General features: G+C 41.7%; 20 protein-coding genes. 17 read left to right on the forward strand and 3 right to left on the reverse strand.

What is annotated here, in order from left to right:
* Positions 1-105 precede the first annotated feature (105 nt).
* The 6 genes from A8140_RS17850 to A8140_RS17875 all read left to right on the forward strand — a co-directional run bounded on the left by A8140_RS17850 (position 106) and on the right by A8140_RS17875 (position 4,225).
* Positions 106-558, forward strand: coding sequence for an NUDIX hydrolase (locus A8140_RS17850; protein ID WP_005535892.1), 453 nt, complete (start codon positions 106-108; stop codon positions 556-558).
* A 13-nt stretch (positions 559-571) separates the two neighbouring features.
* Complete coding sequence (locus tag A8140_RS17855; RefSeq protein WP_005535895.1) at positions 572-1,126, forward strand: GNAT family N-acetyltransferase; 555 nt, start codon at positions 572-574, stop codon at positions 1,124-1,126.
* A 3-nt stretch (positions 1,127-1,129) separates the two neighbouring features.
* Positions 1,130-1,540: a GNAT family N-acetyltransferase gene (locus tag A8140_RS17860; RefSeq protein ID WP_005535897.1), complete on the forward strand. Its 411-nt coding sequence runs from the start codon at positions 1,130-1,132 to the stop codon at positions 1,538-1,540.
* Between the two features lie 128 nt (positions 1,541-1,668).
* Positions 1,669-3,081, forward strand: a complete 1,413-nt coding sequence (locus tag A8140_RS17865; protein WP_005535899.1) for a coniferyl aldehyde dehydrogenase — start codon at positions 1,669-1,671, stop codon at positions 3,079-3,081.
* A 219-nt stretch (positions 3,082-3,300) separates the two neighbouring features.
* Positions 3,301-3,753, forward strand: coding sequence for a type II RES/Xre toxin-antitoxin system antitoxin (gene parS / locus A8140_RS17870; RefSeq protein WP_005426938.1), 453 nt, complete (start codon positions 3,301-3,303; stop codon positions 3,751-3,753).
* A gap of 1 nt (position 3,754) precedes the next feature.
* Positions 3,755-4,225, forward strand: a complete 471-nt coding sequence (locus A8140_RS17875) for an RES family NAD+ phosphorylase (RefSeq protein WP_005447071.1) — start codon at positions 3,755-3,757, stop codon at positions 4,223-4,225.
* Positions 4,226-4,280: 55 nt separating this feature from the next.
* Here A8140_RS17875 and A8140_RS17880 read toward each other — a convergent pair whose 3' ends face one another.
* Positions 4,281-6,128 (reverse strand): acyltransferase family protein, encoded by a 1,848-nt coding sequence (locus A8140_RS17880; protein WP_005535901.1) that lies wholly within the window; start codon positions 6,126-6,128, stop codon positions 4,281-4,283.
* Positions 6,129-6,381: 253 nt separating this feature from the next.
* On the opposite strand from A8140_RS17880, the gene A8140_RS17885 reads away from it, so the two are divergent.
* From A8140_RS17885 to A8140_RS17905, 5 genes are all read left to right on the forward strand, one after another.
* The gene (locus tag A8140_RS17885) at positions 6,382-6,657 is read left to right on the forward strand and encodes a nitrogenase-stabilizing/protective NifW family protein (protein WP_005535903.1); all 276 of its coding nucleotides are present in this window, start codon (positions 6,382-6,384) and stop codon (positions 6,655-6,657) included.
* A 998-nt stretch (positions 6,658-7,655) separates the two neighbouring features.
* Complete coding sequence (locus A8140_RS25445; protein ID WP_033000616.1) at positions 7,656-8,033, forward strand: MazG nucleotide pyrophosphohydrolase domain-containing protein; 378 nt, start codon at positions 7,656-7,658, stop codon at positions 8,031-8,033.
* Entirely contained in the window at positions 8,023-8,544 is a 522-nt protein-coding gene (locus A8140_RS17895; RefSeq protein WP_005535907.1) for a GNAT family N-acetyltransferase, read from the forward strand. Before A8140_RS25445 ends, A8140_RS17895 begins: the two co-directional genes overlap by 11 nt.
* Before the next feature lie 45 nt (positions 8,545-8,589).
* On the forward strand, positions 8,590-9,027 hold the full coding sequence (locus tag A8140_RS17900; protein WP_005535909.1) for a GNAT family N-acetyltransferase: 438 nt from the start codon (positions 8,590-8,592) through the stop codon (positions 9,025-9,027).
* Positions 9,028-9,493: 466 nt separating this feature from the next.
* On the forward strand, positions 9,494-11,131 hold the full coding sequence (locus tag A8140_RS17905) for a methyl-accepting chemotaxis protein (RefSeq protein WP_038863269.1): 1,638 nt from the start codon (positions 9,494-9,496) through the stop codon (positions 11,129-11,131).
* 99 nt (positions 11,132-11,230) lie between these two features.
* Here A8140_RS17905 and A8140_RS17910 read toward each other — a convergent pair whose 3' ends face one another.
* Both A8140_RS17910 and A8140_RS17915 read right to left on the reverse strand, forming a co-directional pair.
* Positions 11,231-11,566, reverse strand: a complete 336-nt coding sequence (locus tag A8140_RS17910) for an Hpt domain-containing protein (protein ID WP_005532056.1) — start codon at positions 11,564-11,566, stop codon at positions 11,231-11,233.
* Positions 11,567-11,578: 12 nt separating this feature from the next.
* Positions 11,579-13,108, reverse strand: a complete 1,530-nt coding sequence (locus tag A8140_RS17915; RefSeq protein WP_005532058.1) for a response regulator — start codon at positions 13,106-13,108, stop codon at positions 11,579-11,581.
* Positions 13,109-13,459: 351 nt separating this feature from the next.
* Here A8140_RS17915 and A8140_RS17920 point away from each other — a divergent pair, with 351 nt between their 5' ends.
* The 6 genes from A8140_RS17920 to pip all read left to right on the forward strand — a co-directional run bounded on the left by A8140_RS17920 (position 13,460) and on the right by pip (position 18,421).
* Positions 13,460-14,077: an RraA family protein gene (locus A8140_RS17920; protein ID WP_005532060.1), complete on the forward strand. Its 618-nt coding sequence runs from the start codon at positions 13,460-13,462 to the stop codon at positions 14,075-14,077.
* Positions 14,078-14,336: 259 nt separating this feature from the next.
* The gene (locus tag A8140_RS17925; RefSeq protein WP_005532063.1) at positions 14,337-15,329 is read left to right on the forward strand and encodes a D-2-hydroxyacid dehydrogenase family protein; all 993 of its coding nucleotides are present in this window, start codon (positions 14,337-14,339) and stop codon (positions 15,327-15,329) included.
* Between the two features lie 237 nt (positions 15,330-15,566).
* Positions 15,567-16,025 carry a GNAT family N-acetyltransferase gene (locus tag A8140_RS17930; RefSeq protein WP_005532064.1) on the forward strand — a complete coding sequence of 153 codons (459 nt, stop codon included), beginning with the start codon at positions 15,567-15,569 and terminating at the stop codon, positions 16,023-16,025.
* 110 nt (positions 16,026-16,135) lie between these two features.
* Positions 16,136-16,666 carry a GNAT family N-acetyltransferase gene (locus A8140_RS17935; RefSeq protein ID WP_005532067.1) on the forward strand — a complete coding sequence of 177 codons (531 nt, stop codon included), beginning with the start codon at positions 16,136-16,138 and terminating at the stop codon, positions 16,664-16,666.
* A 96-nt stretch (positions 16,667-16,762) separates the two neighbouring features.
* Positions 16,763-17,281 (forward strand): GNAT family N-acetyltransferase, encoded by a 519-nt coding sequence (locus A8140_RS17940; protein ID WP_005532069.1) that lies wholly within the window; start codon positions 16,763-16,765, stop codon positions 17,279-17,281.
* 174 nt (positions 17,282-17,455) lie between these two features.
* Complete coding sequence (gene pip, locus A8140_RS17945; protein ID WP_005532070.1) at positions 17,456-18,421, forward strand: prolyl aminopeptidase; 966 nt, start codon at positions 17,456-17,458, stop codon at positions 18,419-18,421.
* Positions 18,422-18,522: the final 101 nt, after the last annotated feature.

Here is an 18,522-nt window from a genome sequence, read left to right on the forward strand (position 1 = left end):
CTCACAAAAAGATCAGCACCTTGTGATTAAGGCTTCGAATCTTCTTGAACCAAGGTAGACTGTCTCGTTCAGACATAAAAACAATAAATACATAAGGAGAAAGGGATGATTCCTATTCAAGCAACGCATGTGTCCGGTGTGGTAATTTCTGAATTCGACGGCATAAAGAAAATGCTATTACTAGAACGAGTGAAAGGCGGTTATTGGTGTCATGTTGCTGGTGGTGTGGAAGAAGGCGAAACTGGTTGGCAAACTATCGTGCGGGAGCTTAAGGAGGAAACACAAATCGAAGATGTAGAGCTTCATAGTGCAGACTATCTAGAACAGTTTTATGAAGCGCACAAGGATCGAGTCATGGTTCTCCCTTGCTTTGTTTTGTTCTGTAAACCGAATCAAACGGTAACGCTAAACCATGAACATACTGACTATCGTTGGTGTACATTAGAAGAAGCAAAACAGCTTGCGCCATTTGCCAATCAACATCATTTGTACGAGCATGTATGGAAGCACTATGTTGAGAGCGAACCGACACCTTTCACTTTGATTAAGCAAAGTTAACTACGGAATCACTATGTACCAAGGTTATGAACAACATCAGGCACTGCAAATTTCAGAGCGAATTTCCATTGAGCCTTTACTGACTATGCATGCCGCTATCTTACTCTCGGCGGTTAATGAGAGTCGGGAGAATTTATCTCAATATCTACCTTGGACAGATTGGGTCACTAACCATAGGGAGGCGGTTGCGTATATTTCCCAACGAATCAATTCCAATGCTCTCGATGCTTATTGGTTTGCGATAAACCTAAATCAAGAGTTTGTGGGAGTGCTTGGCATCAAAGGTATCGAAACACAAAGCAAAGTGACTGAGATTGGATATTGGTTGGCAGAGAAAGGTCGTGGTCATCAAATTATCGATTTGGTCTTGATGACGTTAGTGCCACTGATTCAAGAGAGAGGCAACGCTAACTTTATCCAGTTCCATTGTATGGAAGGCAACATACCAAGCATCAAAATTGCTGAGCGTGCTGGTGCGACGCTAAAGGAATACATTGATCATGATTTTGAGATGCTCGACGCCAACCAGCGTTTGGGCATTTATGAATTGCGCTTGGGAGAGTCGTAACGCATGAACATCATAATAGATAAAATCACTTGGCAAGACGCGATGCCAATTCGCCATCAAGTACTATGGGCAAATAAACCCATCGAACATTGCCAAGTAGAAGGTGACGAGGAAGCGGAGCATTTTGGCGCATTCGTCGACAACGTATTGGTGGGGGTGGCGTCGATATACCGAGATGACAATCAAGCTCGATTGCGTAAGTTGGCCATCTTGCCTGAGTATCAAGGGCAGGGTATTGGTTCGTCCATGATTCGATGTGTGTTAGAAAGCTTTCAGTTTTCACCTGTTGAGTATTTCTGGTGCGATGCAAGAGAATCGGCCTTGGCTTTCTACGAAAAGTTTGGGATGCAAGTTGAAGGTGAGCGCTTCTACAAATCTGACGTTCCTTATTACAAAATGAAGCTTGCGCTTTAACCAAAATATATCTGAGTTTGAACTCTAATTTCCTTAGTGCGTTAATAGTCAGAATGTTGCCCTTGTGTTAACTTTGAATCGTACATAAGTGCGACATTGCCCTTGATTGGGTGCACAAGGAGAACATCATGAATGCGATCGTCGACGTTGAAGTTGGTCAACTGCTGCAACAAAAATTGGATAAGCTCAAAGCCGCATACAATGCCGAACCTTATCCGATCTTAGAGGTAAGAAAACAGAAGCTTAACCTTCTTAAGCAGACTATCTTGAATAACCAGCAAGCGCTGGTGGAAGCCTTAAGTGCCGACTTTGGTTACCGCTCTGAATTTGATACGGCAATGACGGATGTATTGCCGACGGTTGCCCAGATCAATTACACCCTAAAACGCCTCAATAAATGGTGTAAGCCAAGTCGTCGTCATGCAGGTTTGTTGCTTGCGCCTTCAAAAGTCACCGTTCAATACCAACCGGTTGGCGTAGTCGGCATCATCTCTCCATGGAACTTCCCAGTTATTCTAAGTTTATCGCCATTAGTGACTGCGCTTGCTGCGGGTAACCGAGTGATGATGAAACTCAGCGAATTCACCCCGATGACCAACAAAGTGATTTCTGAGATTTGCCGAGCGTTACCTGAAGATGTTGAAGTCGTAGAAGGCGAAGCGGAAGTTGCACAAGCGTTCAGCAAGTTGCCATTTGATCATCTTCTGTTTACCGGCTCAACCAATGTTGGTCGCGCGGTTGCTTGTGCTGCAGCGGAAAATTTAACCCCAATTACGTTGGAGCTCGGTGGTAAATCTCCAGTCATCGTGGCGGATGACGCTAACTTGAGTAAAGCGGTTGATGCGATACTGTTTGGTAAGTGCATCAATGCCGGGCAAATCTGTGTTGCGCCAGATTATGCCTTTGTACCCGAGGGAAGAATCAACGAGTTTGTCGCACTGTTTCTACAACGTTTTGAAGCGCTGTACCTCAAAGGCCAAAACGACCAAGGCTTTACTCATATCATCAATCAACGTCAGTACGACCGCTTGAAGGCAGTATTGGAAGATGCCAAAGTCAAGGGAGCAGAAATACACACCGTGTCCGAGACGAGCGCAGAAGGCCGACTATTATATCCGCACCTAGTGACCAATGTTTCGGAAGAGATGGTCATTATGCAGGAAGAGATTTTTGGGCCTCTTATGCCAATCAAGCCTTACCGTGATATCCAAGAGGTCATTAGTTACATCAATCAGAATCAACGCCCACTTGCTCTATACATCATGTCAGAAGATAAAAGTGTTATTGAGCGTATTACCCGTAATACTCACAGTGGCGGGGTCGGGGTGAATGACACCATCTTACATGTTGGTGCGGAAGACGCGCCATTTGGTGGTATTGGGGAATCTGGTATCGGCCACTACCATGGCGAAGAAGGCTTTAGAACTTTTAGTCACGCCAAAACCATTCTAAGTACACCAACGTGGTTACCGCGTGTAGGTATGTTGATGGAACGCCGTGGTATGGCAATCAAAGCATTACAGAAATGCTTTATGAGGTGAGTCTTATGGTTCGGTACTTCAATCATCAAAGTCGTGAGCAACACGGCTCTTTCACTAATGTAGTTTTAAATAACGAATGCAAGTTTAAATAACGTTAGTTAATAGAGTATTGAATAAACATATGGAACTGTATATCGAAAGTGGCACTTTATTGTATGATTGATAATTGAGCTCATATGGTCCATAATATCAAGACCATTTGGTCTGCAGGAGCTCAATATGGCAACGGCAACATTAAAAAGCTTTAAACCGAAGCTGCCTCATAAGGCAAACTTCTGGTTTATGCTGGGCATTGAAGATGCCGAAACCGGTCGTACCGATGCGGTTCATAAAGGCTTTGAGCCAAAGGTATATCGTAATATCGTCGAGCGTGTGAAGCTTTCTCAAAGCGAATTCCAACACGTCACATTGATCCCGGTGAGCACCATCAAACGTCGACTCAAAAACGAAGAGCGCTTCAACACTCAAGAGAGTGATGCTATCTATCGTTTAGCGATGCTACTTAAGCTAGCAACAGAACTGTTTGATGATGAAGAACGCGCACTAGGTTGGATGCGAGAGAATGTTTATGGTTTGGGTGGAAAGCGCCCACTAGACATGGTTTCAACCACGGTTGATTTTGAAATCGTCAAAGATTTGATTGGACGACTAGAGCACGGGGTATTCTCGTAATATGAAGCTCTATCGACTGACTCAAAAGAAGTTCTCTGAGTCTCCATTTAGCCCAATCGGTGCCAAGCTATACGGCGGGCGATGGAACTCTAAAGGAACCGAAGCACTGTACTTTTCTCAATCCGAATCTCTCTGCTCGTTGGAAGTTTTCGTGCATGTAAACAACGATCCGGCGATCACCAAGCTTTACGATTTGTATCGTATCGAGATGCCAGAGTACTTAATTGCCGCACTGGATGAAGAAGACTTACCGGTCACTTGGCGCTCCATTCCTGCTAGTGAATCCACACAATACATTGGTGACCAGTTTCTCAACGATCCGCACCCTGAGTTTGCTGCACTGCAAGTGCCCTCGACAATTTCTCCTCGTGACAACAACTACGTCGTCAATCCAAACCATCCCAAGATGAAAGATATCCTGAAGAAAGCAGAGAAGCTCGATTTTGCTTTTGATCCAAGAATCTTCAAATAAAAAAGCTCAGCGTTTGAATTCGCGCTGAGCTTTTCTTTCTCTCTTTTCCATTGGGTTAATACTGAGCAGTTAACTGTTGATTGCTCATTACTTCTTTCTGGTAGCTGCCTAATACGATCTCTGCGCCTTTGTAAGAGAGGTGGCTTGCATCGGTGTACATGGCATTGTTGCTGCCCACTTTCATTGCACATTTTCCCTCTTGGCAGATGTAGCTAGTAAGGTCGACAAACTCCACATGTTCAAATTGGTCAAAGTACGCTGCCAGCGTTGCTACATGATGCGGATGTGATTGCCTTGGCGTGAAGTCACATTCATTACCGGTATTGTCTCCAAACAGTCGCGCTTTCCACAAACATTCACCAATGGCATGTGGTGCGGAAGGTGTTGGACCAAAGACCAAAACCTCTCGGTCTTCTAACTCGTTCAAAAGGCGAGTGAGCGAAGCTTGGTAGTCTTGTTTGGATAGCTCTTTATTGAAGTTAGAAGAAATCACTACGCGACGGATAGAAGGGGTATTCAAAATGGTTTCTATTGCATCAGTGAAAAAATTGCTGCAAGACAAACGGTTTGTACCTGAAACTTTATCGACATAGCCAACCGCGCAGGAGTCTTGCGTAAGTTGAACAACCCCTGTTGGTGTGTCTTTCGCGAGTTGCTGGACAAAGACCATACTGTGGCTGTTACCCAATACAGCGACACTAGGCTGGGAAGATGAAGAGCAGGTGTCATTGATGCCGGTATTACCGTTACATGCGATGCCGTAGCCATTGTTAACGCGCATGGCTTCAAAGAACGCACTGCGGCCTGGAAAACCTCCGTTTTTATGGCCGACGAACCCAAAAGCAAGCAGTGGCAGGGTAACTAAAACAAGTGAGGCCGTAAGTGTGCTCATGCCGATTTTCTTGCGGCTACGGAAAGGCTTTTCAACAAAGCGCCAAGTTAAACAAGAAAAGGCAAATAGAGCGACAAGATAAAACGCTAGGCTAAAGTCTTGTCCGGCGGTCAGCACATATCGATAAAAAACCAGCAACGGTATGTGCCACAAATAAAGGCTGTAGCTGATCAACCCAACAAAAACGACAGATTTGAGGCTTAGGGCTTTACCCAGCGTGTTGTCTTTGGATGAGAACAAGATGATCAGCGTAGTGCCAATCACAGGGATCAACAGCATGATCCCGGTGCCATCTTTTGATTTATCGAACAATAAGGAGGAGGCAAGCACCAGTGTTAAGCCGATCATGGCAAGTGTGTTGTTGGGCTTGATAACAGTTTTACGCATCGCTAGAGCAATCAGAGAGCCTGCTGCCAACTCCCAAGCACGGGAGAAAATCATGTAAAAGGCGAAATCAGGATCACCACTGGCGTACCAAACCGTCATCAAACTTAGTGCAAATACTACGATGAAGAAGGTGAGATAAGACATGAGCTTGCCACGTGCCAGCAACATAAGCAAAAGAGGGATCACGACGTAATATTGCTCTTCGACACCTAAGCTCCAAGTATGAAAGAGTGGGTTGGCTTGCTCTTCCAGCCCGAAATAATTGTGGCCTTTGAGGTAAAGCAAAACGTTAGAGGCGGACAGAATGGAAGATACCGAAAACTCACCAACTTCTTTATGTGCGTGGGGAAGGAACAACCACCAAGAGAGTAAATAACACACTGCAATAACGAGCAGTAGTAAGGGTAGGATCCGACGAATACGGCGCTCGTAGAAATCGAAAAGGCTGAATTGATTCTTATCTAAATCGTTTATCACAATAGTGGTAATTAAATAACCGCTGATTACGAAAAACACGTCTACGCCAATAAAGCCACCAGCAAAAGCTTGTATGTCTGCATGGAAAAAAATCACCAATAGGACGGCAATCGCTCTTAATCCATCAATCTCTGCTCTGTATGTCATTGCCTTCCTCCCTAGTCAACGACATACCTAACGCAAAATGCGCACCAAAATTTGGTCTTTGAAGATCAGAGTGTTAGTGGCGGTTATGAAGGTAAAAACAGTTTTGCAGGGTGGCTTCTTATATTGATTTTCATTTTGAAAACTGGAAGCTTGCGGTTTCTAGCAAAATGACGTGCTACAGATGTAAATCAAAGATCAGTTGAACGGAACTCCTTATACTCTAAGTTAAGTAAATAAACTCAGAAACGAGGCTATGAGCCAAAACGATATTCAAACCAAGATTGCCAGCTTTACTTGTATCGAAGAAGCTTTGGATTACTTCGATATTGGTTTTGATAGCCGCTTTATTGATAAACACAGAGTGGAGCTAGTGAAGCGCTTCAATGGCTATTTGATCCTGACTAAGCCTGAAGATTGGTTTGCGGCTCGCCGTGCATTAAAGAACGCATATTGCAAAGTGCAGCGTAGTTTGTTGGATAAAACCACACGCTCGGCTTGTCGTGGTTGTACTTCTTGTCAGCGTCGCTAGAAAGTATCCTAACACCCAAACTATGTATGTCTCTGCCATCATGTTGTTCGTGTCGTTACTAGGTTGGCTTAAACGAGAACGAACCATTAGCGGCACAACGATGCGGTTCTGAAGAGTTAGAGAACCCTGTTGAAACTATCTAAACAAATTTTCTTTCATAATTAACCTCCTTATTTGTTTTTTTTAATCAATTCGGTTTAGCACCCAATAGTTTCTTTAATGAATGTGATGTGGGGTTCACCGTTTTTCATTGGAGTGACAGAGTCATCTCAACAAACAACGTTGTTGAAGCTAAAGATAAAGGCAAGACATGGAAATATATAATTATCATTTATTATTTGGATAATATTATGTTATCGATACCTTCGAGCAATTGATTCACTTAACGGTTCGATAGACGCGACTAAAGTGTAAGGCACTTTAACCTTTTATTTTTAAAATAAATCACTTACATTGATTGATTACTGAAATGGATGCATATTAATAAAACACAAGGACAATGGATGAATGAATCAGTGTATCGTGCAATGTCTTGGCTAAAAGCAATACTGGATGGTCAAGGGGTTCGCTACCAAATTGTTGGAGGTTTCGCCGTCCATCTTCATGGCGGTTCTCGGCCAATTGCTGACATCGACCTCTATATTAAAAAAGAGGATGTAAATGCGCTTCTACCGTTCTTTCAACCTTTTGTAAGTAAACCGCTTAAACACTACCGCGAAGAAGAGTGGGACCTAGAATATCTTCAGTTGATTTATGAAAACCAGAAAATAGAGATTGGTTTGAGTCCGGGAACTAATATCTTCAACACCTCAAGCCAACAATGGGTATCACTTGATGTTGATTTGGCGGAATCCGTACAGCGCGACTTTCATGGGCTTGCTTTACCTGTCATCAATATTAACTCTCTCATTGAGTACAAAAGAGTTCTTAATCGGGAAGTCGACAGAATCGACATTAGAGAGCTGGAAGATATCCAACAAGCTGAGAATGCTCAAACCTTGGGCCATTTCAGTTCCTTGATCGACATCGCACGGAGAAAAGCGAAATACGATAATACCAACACTTGGTACAAAGGTTCGGAGACGTACTTTGATGCTTTATATCAAGAGCTTGAAGAAGTCGGTGAAGAAATCACTCAAACACGTCTTTGTTATTTAGAGGATGAGCTTGGCGATGTGCTTTGGAACTATTTAAATCTGCTCATGGCATTGGAAAAAGAGCAAGGTATCGATCCTACCTCGGTATTGAGCAGAGCGGTTAACAAGTATCAGCAGCGAGTCGCTACCATTGAAAACAATGGAAGCTGGGCGGATGTGAAGGCCGAGCAAAAGCGAAAGTTACAACAAGAATACCTAGGTGCGATGAATGAAAATTAAGCCAGAGCTCGAACTGACACAAGAAGAGCATCAAGCGATCATGACACTGCGAAATGCAGCATTCCCAGATCACCAGTCGGCCCATTCTTACTACAAACAGCTACCTCATTATCGTGCTCTTAAGTTTCAAGGTAACAAGCTTATCGGTTATATGGGGCTGGACTATCGAGTCATGAACTTGAATGGAGAGCCAATCAAAGTGTTGGGCATCATTGATTTGTGTGTTGATACGGATTTCCAAGGGAAAGGTGTCGCTTCCGCAATGCTCAATACCGTTACAGAGTATGCCAAAGATAAAGATGTTGATTTCATCGCTCTTATGGCCGATGACTCCTCACTGTACTTAAAAAACGGATTTCAAGGTTTAGAAGTGGAAGCCAGCTGGTTGAGAATACACGAACACAAAAACTATGGCATCGCAGAAGAAAGGCTTAATGACTTTTATGTGAAGCCATTGCGTGATCAAACAATGATAAAGAGTGGACTCGATTGGTTGGGGTATATGTATTAGCCCCATAAAGGATATCGAATTAAACATGAATAAGGAAAGGATGTCATGAATGTCTCTCTGAGAGAGGTAACAAAACAAAACTATGAACTCGTCTGCGACTTAGACGTAACGAAACCACAAGAAGAATTTGTAGCATGCAACATGTGGTCGCTGGTGGAGTCTTTCTACAACGAAGGTCATGTGGTTCGTGCAATCTATCTAGGTGAAGAAGCTGTTGGTTTTTTCATGTGGGTTTATGAAACAAGTGATAAAGTTTCTATTTGGCGTTTTATGATTGATGCCAAACACCAAAACAAAGGAATAGGGCGAGTTGCATTAAAACTGGCAATAGAAGAGATCAAACAAGCGCCGAACCTCAAACAGATTGAGATCTGTTATAACCCTACTAATCCAGTTGCAAAGTCTTTCTACAGTCAGTTTGGTTTTGGAGAAGTTGGTATGGATGAGGATGGTGAGGACATGTTAGCAATCATTAAGCTCTAGCAATCATCTTGTTCTTAACTTATATCACGAAGAGACGGGGCTAGCATCGCTTAGCCTCTCTCTTACGAAATTTTAAGTCAATAGAGAGCATGCCTAACTCTCCCTACTATCTTTAACGACGTTGCCCCTTTTGTTCTTCTTTATGCTGTTTCGGCCGACTCCCTCACCAAAGCTGAAAAGATACCTTTCAAAAGGCATTAGAGTAAGAGGAATTCAGACCGATTTTGCTGTAATAAATAGTTATCGTGAAAGTTTAAAACCTCCTATCAAACCCTATAAATCAATGTCTTGTATTAATTTCGTTGTTATTAAGGGTGTATTTATAATATTTCTGTCAGAAAAAGAAGCACAGATTAAGATTTTCATCTACTTTTGAATTTAACACATGCCCAAAGAATGGGATGCATCGAGTGTTAGTATCTATATTAAATGGGCTACCATAAACCGAGTTGGGTAGGTGATCTATATGTTTATAAAGAGCTTCAGAAGCGCTTCGATTTCATTCAGGGTGTGGTCTATTCTCGGGTTATTTGCAATCGGATTGTTTGCAAATACTATTTTAAATATCGAAAAGACTCGTCATCATATGCACCAAAATTATGAGATGGGAGTTGAGCATTTAGTACAGAGTGCAGTGAGTATAATTCGTCATTACCACTATCAGAGTGAGATTGGAGCTTTAACCGAAGCAGCTGCAAAAGCCGAAGCCTTAAAAGTAGTTTCAGCAATACGTTTTGAAGATGATAACTACATTTTTGCTGTCGATCGTGAAGGTAACCAGATTGCGACAGGGGTGCCCTCTCTGCTAGGGAAAAATATCATGCACCTTCGAGATAGCAACGGTGTCTCTTTTGTAAAGGATTTATTTAAAACAGCGAGAGGTGGAGGAGGTTTCGTTAGCTATCAATGGAATAACTCAGATAAGAATACTACTGAGCCTAAAACCAGCTATGCGGTTTTCTTTGAACCATGGGGTTGGATGGTGGGCTCCGGCATCAATATGGTAGTACTCGAAGCGGAAACTCGCACTTCGGAGGTGACCTCACTCGCTTATGCAGTTGGGATACTTTTAGTTCTTTCTCTAATCGTCGCGTATTTCATTAGAACAATAACCACTCCACTACAAAAGACTTTGCACGCTATGAAAATGCTTTCGGAGGGGGAAGGGGATCTAACGCAGCGCTTACCTGAAACTGGTTGTAAAGAGCTATATTACCTTTCTCTATACTTTAACCAGTTTGTCGCTTCTGTTCAGAATATTATGCTGAGTGTAAGTGATGTTGGTACTCAGGTTACCAGTTCTGCCAGCCAATTATCTAATTCTGCACATCAGATCGATAGTAGTCTTGTGCAACAGCGGAACGATGTGAATTTACTTGCCACAGCTATGAATGAGATCCTCACGACTGTCGAGGAAGTAGCTGGCAGGACTTCTGAGGCGAACGAAGCCAGCCAGCTTGCTGCAATAGAGACTAAAAACAGCCATTTAATCATTCAAAAAAATTCGATTGAGGGTAGCGAGTTAGCCTTGCAAATTACTGAAGCTGGTCAAATTGTGCAGAAGTTGGCATCCGATTCGAAAGATGTTGATACTGTCCTTGAAGTTATTCGTGGAGTGGCCGACCAAACAAACCTCTTAGCGTTGAATGCTGCAATTGAAGCAGCCAGAGCAGGAGACAATGGACGAGGCTTTGCCGTTGTTGCTGACGAAGTGAGAAAATTATCCAAGAGAACTCAAGAATCAACACTAGAGATTCAAAACATCGTTGAGAAATTACAGAAAGGAGCTGAAAATGCTGTTGTCGTAATGAAACAAGGGACGGAAAAAGCTGATAGAGTTGCCATACTCTCTGAACAGGCTAACTCAACGATTGATAAAATTAATAATGAAGTTCAAACAATAGAAGAAATGTCGCAATGTATTGCGACCGCTGCTGAGGAGCAAACGGTGACGGTAAATGAAATCAACCGAAGTGTTGTGAGCTTGAGTGAGATGTCGACATTGGTATCAAACGAGTCGTCTCAAATGTCAAATGCTGGTAAAGACCTGAAGAGTGTTTCTGAAACGTTAATAAGTACCATCAACCGCTTCAAGCTGACTTAGCATCGCAAAGATTAAAGTCTTCTAACTTACGGCACCACTATTTTGGTGCCGTGAAAACGTTTAAAGATTCGTCACGTTTTAGCAAAGCCTCCGGCAAGCTCAGTTGTTACTACTCAAATAAATTTCAATTTGCTGATTAATATTGACAAGCTCTTTGGTTATTAAAGTTATATCAGCAGCGAGGGGAGCAACATCTTGTCGAGTAAACTTTTCAATATTAATTAGAGTTGAAACCGCTGTTGTTGCCCCAAAACTTGAAAGTACACTCTTTATGCTGTGAGATAGAAGGAATAAGTCAGACCATTTTTCATCGGAAAAAAGTTGATTAAACCGTTCTGGACCATCACTATAATCTTCCATGTAAGCAAAAAAAATTGCACGAATAATTTGTTGATCGTGATCCATATAGCTGTTTAATAAATCAAAGTTGATCATCATTTACTCCCATTATTTCATCCTAAAATTAAAGGGCTCCGGCAAATCTTGAGAACTTGAACCTGCTAAGTAGTCGGCTAACCAATCTGACCAATTTGGTGGCAGTGGGATTTGCGTCAGAAATTCAATACTTTCATTTATCGAGCAGTTCGTTTCTGAAATGTTGCTTGTGCAGAGTTTTTTGAGTTTAATCTCAGTAGAGTATGGATAATCGAGACTTGTTTTAGGTTCTCTGAGAGAGTCATTTTTCTCAAGAGGGATCCTCGACTTTTTAATAGACAGTGCAATTAACTCACTCTGAATTTCAAACTCGCCAAAAAACTCCATTAAAGGGATGAACTGTCGCAATAAAAATAGAGGCATTTTATTAGGTTGAGAATAGTAATTACTCAGAGATAGCATAAGTTTTTTGTGAGCAGCTTCCAGGTTTGTTTCAGCTATTAATAGCTTGCATTGCATCAATCTTTTAAAGGCAATGAGATCGTTATGCTGGTTTCGATCTAGTCTTTTTTCTGCGAGCAAATAAAAACCATTAAGTTTTAAAAGTACACACCTTTTATCATTGGAAGTTTTGAGGGTTTTGAAGCGTTCAATAATTGCATCAATATAAGCCCCCATCGCAGATAACCACTGCGGATCGGAAGAAGACACGCTCGAGGCAAAAAGGCTCCCCACATCAAAAAGTTTGTCTGTGTCTCCTAATTTATTGAGTATTCTTGATACAGTCATTAAACGTGAGCTGCTGCTCGGGGTTAACTCAAACGCGCGAAGCGCCAATACCGAGGCGTTGTTGTACTCATGAAGACTTTCATGTAAACCGACGAGATTATCTATTGCTCGGAGGCACAGCGGGTTATGTGTAACGTAATTCGTCAGTGTTTTAACTGCTTCAGTCACTTGGCCTTTTTGATGAAGTAAAAATGCTTCTGCACAAATACGACTAGCATGATCTTTCTTACTACAAACGGCTAAGAGGCCTTCAAGTATATCGATTTTTCCTGAGTCGATTGCTGTATCAATAAGTAAGGATTCAACACAGACGCTTTGTCCATACGTTTTGTGTAAATAAACTATCTCAGTAAGAGTCAAATCATTAATTTTGCTTAACTGTCGCTCGGCGTTTACCAATTGATGCTGCTCTTCCAGAGCGATCAATATTTTGTTTCTTAGTGCCTTCGTTTGGAGAGGCTTTGTTAAAAAATGCCTCACTCGACCAGTTAATGCAGTTAATACAGTCTCTTGAGTCGCGTCTCCAGAAATCATCAACACGGCGGTGGTATCAGAGATAAGTTTAGCACGAACCAATAAATTGATAAGGTCCAAACCAGTCAACTTGGTTGAAAGATGATAATCCATGATTATAAAGGAATAAAAGCGAGTCTTGACGGTAGCGACTGCCTGCATCGCACTATGAACACATGTGACATTAGACGCTGATACTCCAAGAGATATCAGTTGGTGCTTAATCAGGGTTGCTGACGTGGTGCAATCGTCAATAACTAAAATGTTGAGATTATTAATCTCGAGTTGCTGTGTTAACAAACCAGTACCTACATATTAAGAATCGGCTCCCTTATATTTAATCATCTGATTTCATAAAGGCAAGTGATTGTTCAGGCTAAGATAAGGCATTAGCTCCTGAGTCTCTTGTTAATAGCATTTTCACGCAAGAAAGTACTCATTTACAAACAAGTTTGTTTACTTGCAAGGTCCCTTATGGTGGACAAGGTTTGTGTGCATAATGTGGCATATTGAGATTAAAGTCAAAATTATTCACGATAAGTGATTGATTTAGATTGATATAATAAGGGAATAATGCAATGTTTTACTCAGGAATATGGAGAGACGTCAATATAGAAAGCCTTAGGCTTTATTCAAACACGGAGGGTAAAGATGAAGGAAGATTTTTCTAAATTTGCGACAACTGAGTACGGAAATATACTTGCCAATGACCACTTTATTAACCACAACATTGGCCCTCTTTGGCAGGGTACACCTCGAATCTTCGGAGAAGCATTCACAGTCCAGTTAGCACCAGGTGATAACTTAATGCTCCATTCTGCAATATACGAAGCACCCGAGGGTTCAATAATTGTTGTGGATGGTGTTGATAACGAGTTCGCAGTAGCGGGTGGTAACGTATGTGCAGTAGCCAAGAGTCGGGGTATAAAAGGCTTCATTATTGACGGTGTAATTCGGGACATAAGTGAAATTTCACAAATGAGATTTCCAGTCTTTGCGAGAGGTGTTTACCCTGTTCCAGGCAAAAAAGAAGTTTATTGTCAGTTGGGTATTTCAATTACTTGTGGAGGGGTAAATGTGTCTACAGGTGATGTAATTGTCGCTGATGTAGAAGGTATAGTGGTTATTCCTAAAGAAAAAAGAGAAGAAGTATTTCTATCGGTCTCAAAGAAAGCATCTGAGGAGTCGTCACTGACACTACCTGAATGGGAAGCAAGTCATAGAGCCAAAATAACTCAAGCAATAATTGCTGCTAAGCAAAAAGCTTAACAATAAAACCAAGAGTGATTTAAAAAGCCTAGTGGTTTGGTGACGACTTAGTTATTTAGCGATTTAACTGCGCTAGATTATTGTTTTCCAAGAGGTATAAATTTAACGTTTTTACTTCTTGTCAGGAACAAACTTCATGGCTTTCACAGCTTGCTGTTTTTGTATCCAAGAGTTTTGCACTTCGTACTTAAATCCAAAGCCTTTGAGAGGGCTAGAGAGCTAGCTCCCAATACAGCGTTACAATATCAAGGAGAGTTCCGTGAGAATAACTGTTTTAGATGACTACCAAAATGTGGTTAGAACATTAGATTGTTTCAAATTAGTATCACATCTTGATGTGTTGATCTTGAATGAAACACTTTCTGAGCCGGAATTGGCAGTGAAGCTTAAAGACACGGAGATTCTGGTTTTAATCCGAGAGCGCACAGTCATTACAGAGTCATTACTTGCTCAGTTACCAAACCTCAAAGTTATTAGTCAAACGGGCAAAGTTAGTAATCATATCGATGTTCACCTATGTGAAAGGTATGGAGTAAAAGTGTTGGAAGGGCGAGGCTCTCCTATCGCTCCTTCGGAGTTGGCGTGGGCGCTGATTATGGCGGCAAGCCGCAACATACCTACTTACTCATCCAATCTCAAAAACGATAAATGGCAAGATTCTGATGCACTTGGTTTAGGTCGTACACTAAAGGGACTAAAGCTTGGTATTTGGGGCTACGGAAAAATTGGCCAGCGAGTTGCCCAATATGCAAAAGCATTTGAAATGTCCGTGGTTGTCTGGGGGAGTGAACAATCAAGAAACCTTGCGCTTGAGCATGGCTTTGAAGCTTCAGCTTCAAAGGAGAAGTTTTTCTCTGATTCTGATGTATTGTCACTTCACTTACGTTTGAATGATTTAACTAGGGCGTGTGTAACAGCTCAGGACTTAAGTTTAATGAAGCCTGACTCTTTGTTTGTTAATACTAGCCGCTCAGAGCTTGTGGAAAACTCAGCTTTATACAATGAGTTAATCTCGGTCCCAACTAAGCGAGCTGCCGTTGATGTATTTGACAACGAGCCAGCGTCAATCGAAAACGAGCCTTTGTTGTCATTATCTAGAGTAACGGCCACTCCCCATTTAGGGTACGTAGAACAAAGCAGCTACGAGCTTTACTTCAAAATAGCATTCGAGAATATATTAACTTTCTTAAATCGTAACACGAAAATATCGACATTAAGAGCCCCGATTTCACAACAAACAATTTCAGGTTGATATACAACGCTTGTTAATTTCTACACTAGGCTTCAATAAAAAATCCAATATTTTAAGCTTGCAAGCTGGAAAATCGCTTAGGTGGGATCGCGCTTGCCAAGTAGTCGCGAATGGTCCGGAAACGAACCTCTTTGTCGGGATTAGAGACAAACTCCGTGAATGCCTGATTTCTAATTTAAATTAATGTCTCTAATATTGCTCCGTCCAAATGTGAACTTTTGCAACGATAGGTGAAGTATGGAAATCACCCTTACAAAATTTAAAAAACACGAGCAGTCGTCGGCATATGATGCTTTTAAATTGTATATGAAGCCTATCATTGATAGTGCAATTGGTTGGGATGAAGATTTTCAAAGAACATCGTTTGAGTCTAGGCTAAAGCCAGAGTGGTTTAGGTGGATTTTGTACAATGGTGACAAAGTTGGTTATGTATGCAGTCGGCTAAAATCGAGCAGTATCCATATTCACATGCTTATCATATATAGGGATAAGCAAAGGAGAGGCTTCGCATCGGCGGTCCTTGAACAACTGAAGCAACAGGCAAATTTACAGCAATTAGATTTAACATTGAGCTGTTTTAAAAACAATGAACCTGCTGCACGCATGTACAAACGGTTGGAGTTTGTTATCGACTCAGAGGATGAGCTTTTTTATAACTTTATAAACGTGCCAGAGAGCATCAAGAAAGCTGTTTAAGACTGATTCTTAACACGTGGCAATTCTAGTATGCGTTGGTTTTAGTGTGCACGACACTTTGTCCACCATTTAACAGAGCGTTTACGTACAGACAACCAACAGGAGTCCAAATGGAAAGTGAAAGACTAAGATTATCTCCACCATCATTACAATATGTTCACGCAATGTATGATGCGATAGATGAGTCGAGGTATGAGCTCTCTCAATTTTTGCCTTGGGTTTCTGGTAACTTTACCAAGGCTTGTCTTGAAGAAAATACCAAAGAAGCAGCACATAACTTTGCCAATTTCGCTGATGAGTTCTGGTTCAATATTATCGAGAAAGACTCTGGGATGTATGTGGGGGCTATTGGGTTTGTTATTAGAGACAAAAATGTACCTTTTTTTGAAATTGGTTATTGGCTGAAAATTTCAAAAACTGGTTTAGGTTATGCGAGTGAGGCTATTGGATTGGTAGAGCAATATGCATTTAACAATAAGTCGGCTCAAAGGGTCGAAATAAAAATGGCTGGTTCTAATTTCAAGAGTCAGTCAGTAGCGAATCGTTGTGGCTACAGGCTTGAAGCTCATTTAGCTAACGCAAGGCGTTTACCATCTGGCGAGTTAGATAGCACAGTGGTTTACGCAAAAAATTTTTTATGAATATCTGTCACAGATTTGTGCATCATACGTGGCACATGGCGGTTTTTATATTGCCCACACGATAATTTGGCGTGGTATCAGATCGGAGAATATTAAATGGAGTTAGTTGTACCATCATCAGAGTTTGAGTCTGCTTTCGAACATTTTTATGAGGATTTTGCTCAACATGATGTTGAAAATTCTGAGTATTACCTTGAAGGTAAGATTGATTTTTTAAAATATATTGCTCGCTTGACTGATGAAGCGGCAGGCATAAATCTGCGTAAGGATTATGTGCCATGTAGCCATTTTTGGTTAATAGATAGTGCAAGGACTATCCTTGGCGCCATACGTGTTCGCCACAACATAGAAAATGACTTTCTTGCTTTGGAGGCTGGGCATATTGGCTATGATATAGCTCCTTCATATCGCAGAAAGGGTAATGGTAAGTTAATGCTGAAACTAGCACTATCGAAAGCTGCTGAGCTTGGCATTGAGAAAGCACTACTGACTGCAGATAAGGATAACTTAGCATCACGCGGTGTTATCGAAGCTAACGGTGGCGAGTTTGAAAATATTGTTGTAGGTAAGGTCTTCCCAAACCCATTGGCCAGGTATTGGATTACCTGTAAGTAATTGTACAGTAATGAAGAACCCCAATTTAAATACTTATGATGAGTCAAAAGTCATGCGGCAGGATAAAACCTCAAAACTACCAACGTTCGAGAGGCTTTGGCTAAAGTCTCTTTTAATAAATGACACTGGTAAAACCAAAACGACGAACTAGTAAAGTGAATAGTAGGTGAATTCATGGAGTTTCTTTATCCAGCTATCGAACCTTTCAAATCAGGATACCTTGAAGTTGATGATGGAGTTTTTGTATATTGGGAAGCCTCTGGAAACCCTGATGGAATACCAGCACTTTTTTTGCACGGGGGACCAGGCGGGGGTATTAAAACAGGCTACCGACGCCGATATAACCCACAAAGATATCTTATTGTTTCCTTCGAACAAAGAGGGTGTGGGCGGAGCAAACCCCTGATTACTGAATCATTGGATTCACTCCATAACTTTACTACCCAACAATTTGTTTTAGATATTGAAAAGCTAAGAGATCACTTAAATATTGAATCTTGGCTGGTAAGTGGTATCTCCTGGGGGACGACCCTTGCCTTAGCATATGCTCAAACGTATCCAACCCGTGTTAAAGCTCTTGTTATAGCTGCGATTAATTTGGCGACTCCCACTGAGGTTCGATGGATTACCGAAGATATCAAGGTTATTTTTCCAGAGGAGTGGCAGAAATTTAGAGAAGCAGTATCTCCTAAATCAGGACAATCACTCATTGATGCGTATTATGATTCTATATTAAGCCATGATATCTCAGCGCGTCAGAGCGCTTATGATGCTTGGTGCGGCTGGGAAGTTGCTCACGTGTCCTTAGACCCACTTGCCATGCCAAACCCTTCATTTGATGACTCTGAGTATCGAGCAGTGTTCGCCACTCAAGTGATTCACTTTTGGAAGCACAGCGCGTTCATGGCTGATTCACAAATTCTTAATAACATGCGCAAGCTTAATACCATCCCTGGTGTTCTTATTCATGGGCGGCTGGATGTCAGTTCTCCTATTGTTACAGCGTGGGAGATCAATAATGAATGGCGGTCAGGGACTTTTGTAATTGTTGAAGACGAAGGGCATGGTGGACCCAAGATCATTCAAGCTTTTATTGATGCTACAGATGAAATCTCGCGCAAACTTACCAGTCAAGGTTAGACCTGATAATACAGTCTAAAAACGTTAGCTTAGCGTCGCTTACTTTGAGTGAGTAGCGTTGTGTTTTAATCATATTGTTTGGGTTTTTCACTACATTACAA

This window comes from Vibrio campbellii CAIM 519 = NBRC 15631 = ATCC 25920, assembly GCF_002163755.1.
Lineage (GTDB): Bacteria > Pseudomonadota > Gammaproteobacteria > Enterobacterales > Vibrionaceae > Vibrio > Vibrio campbellii.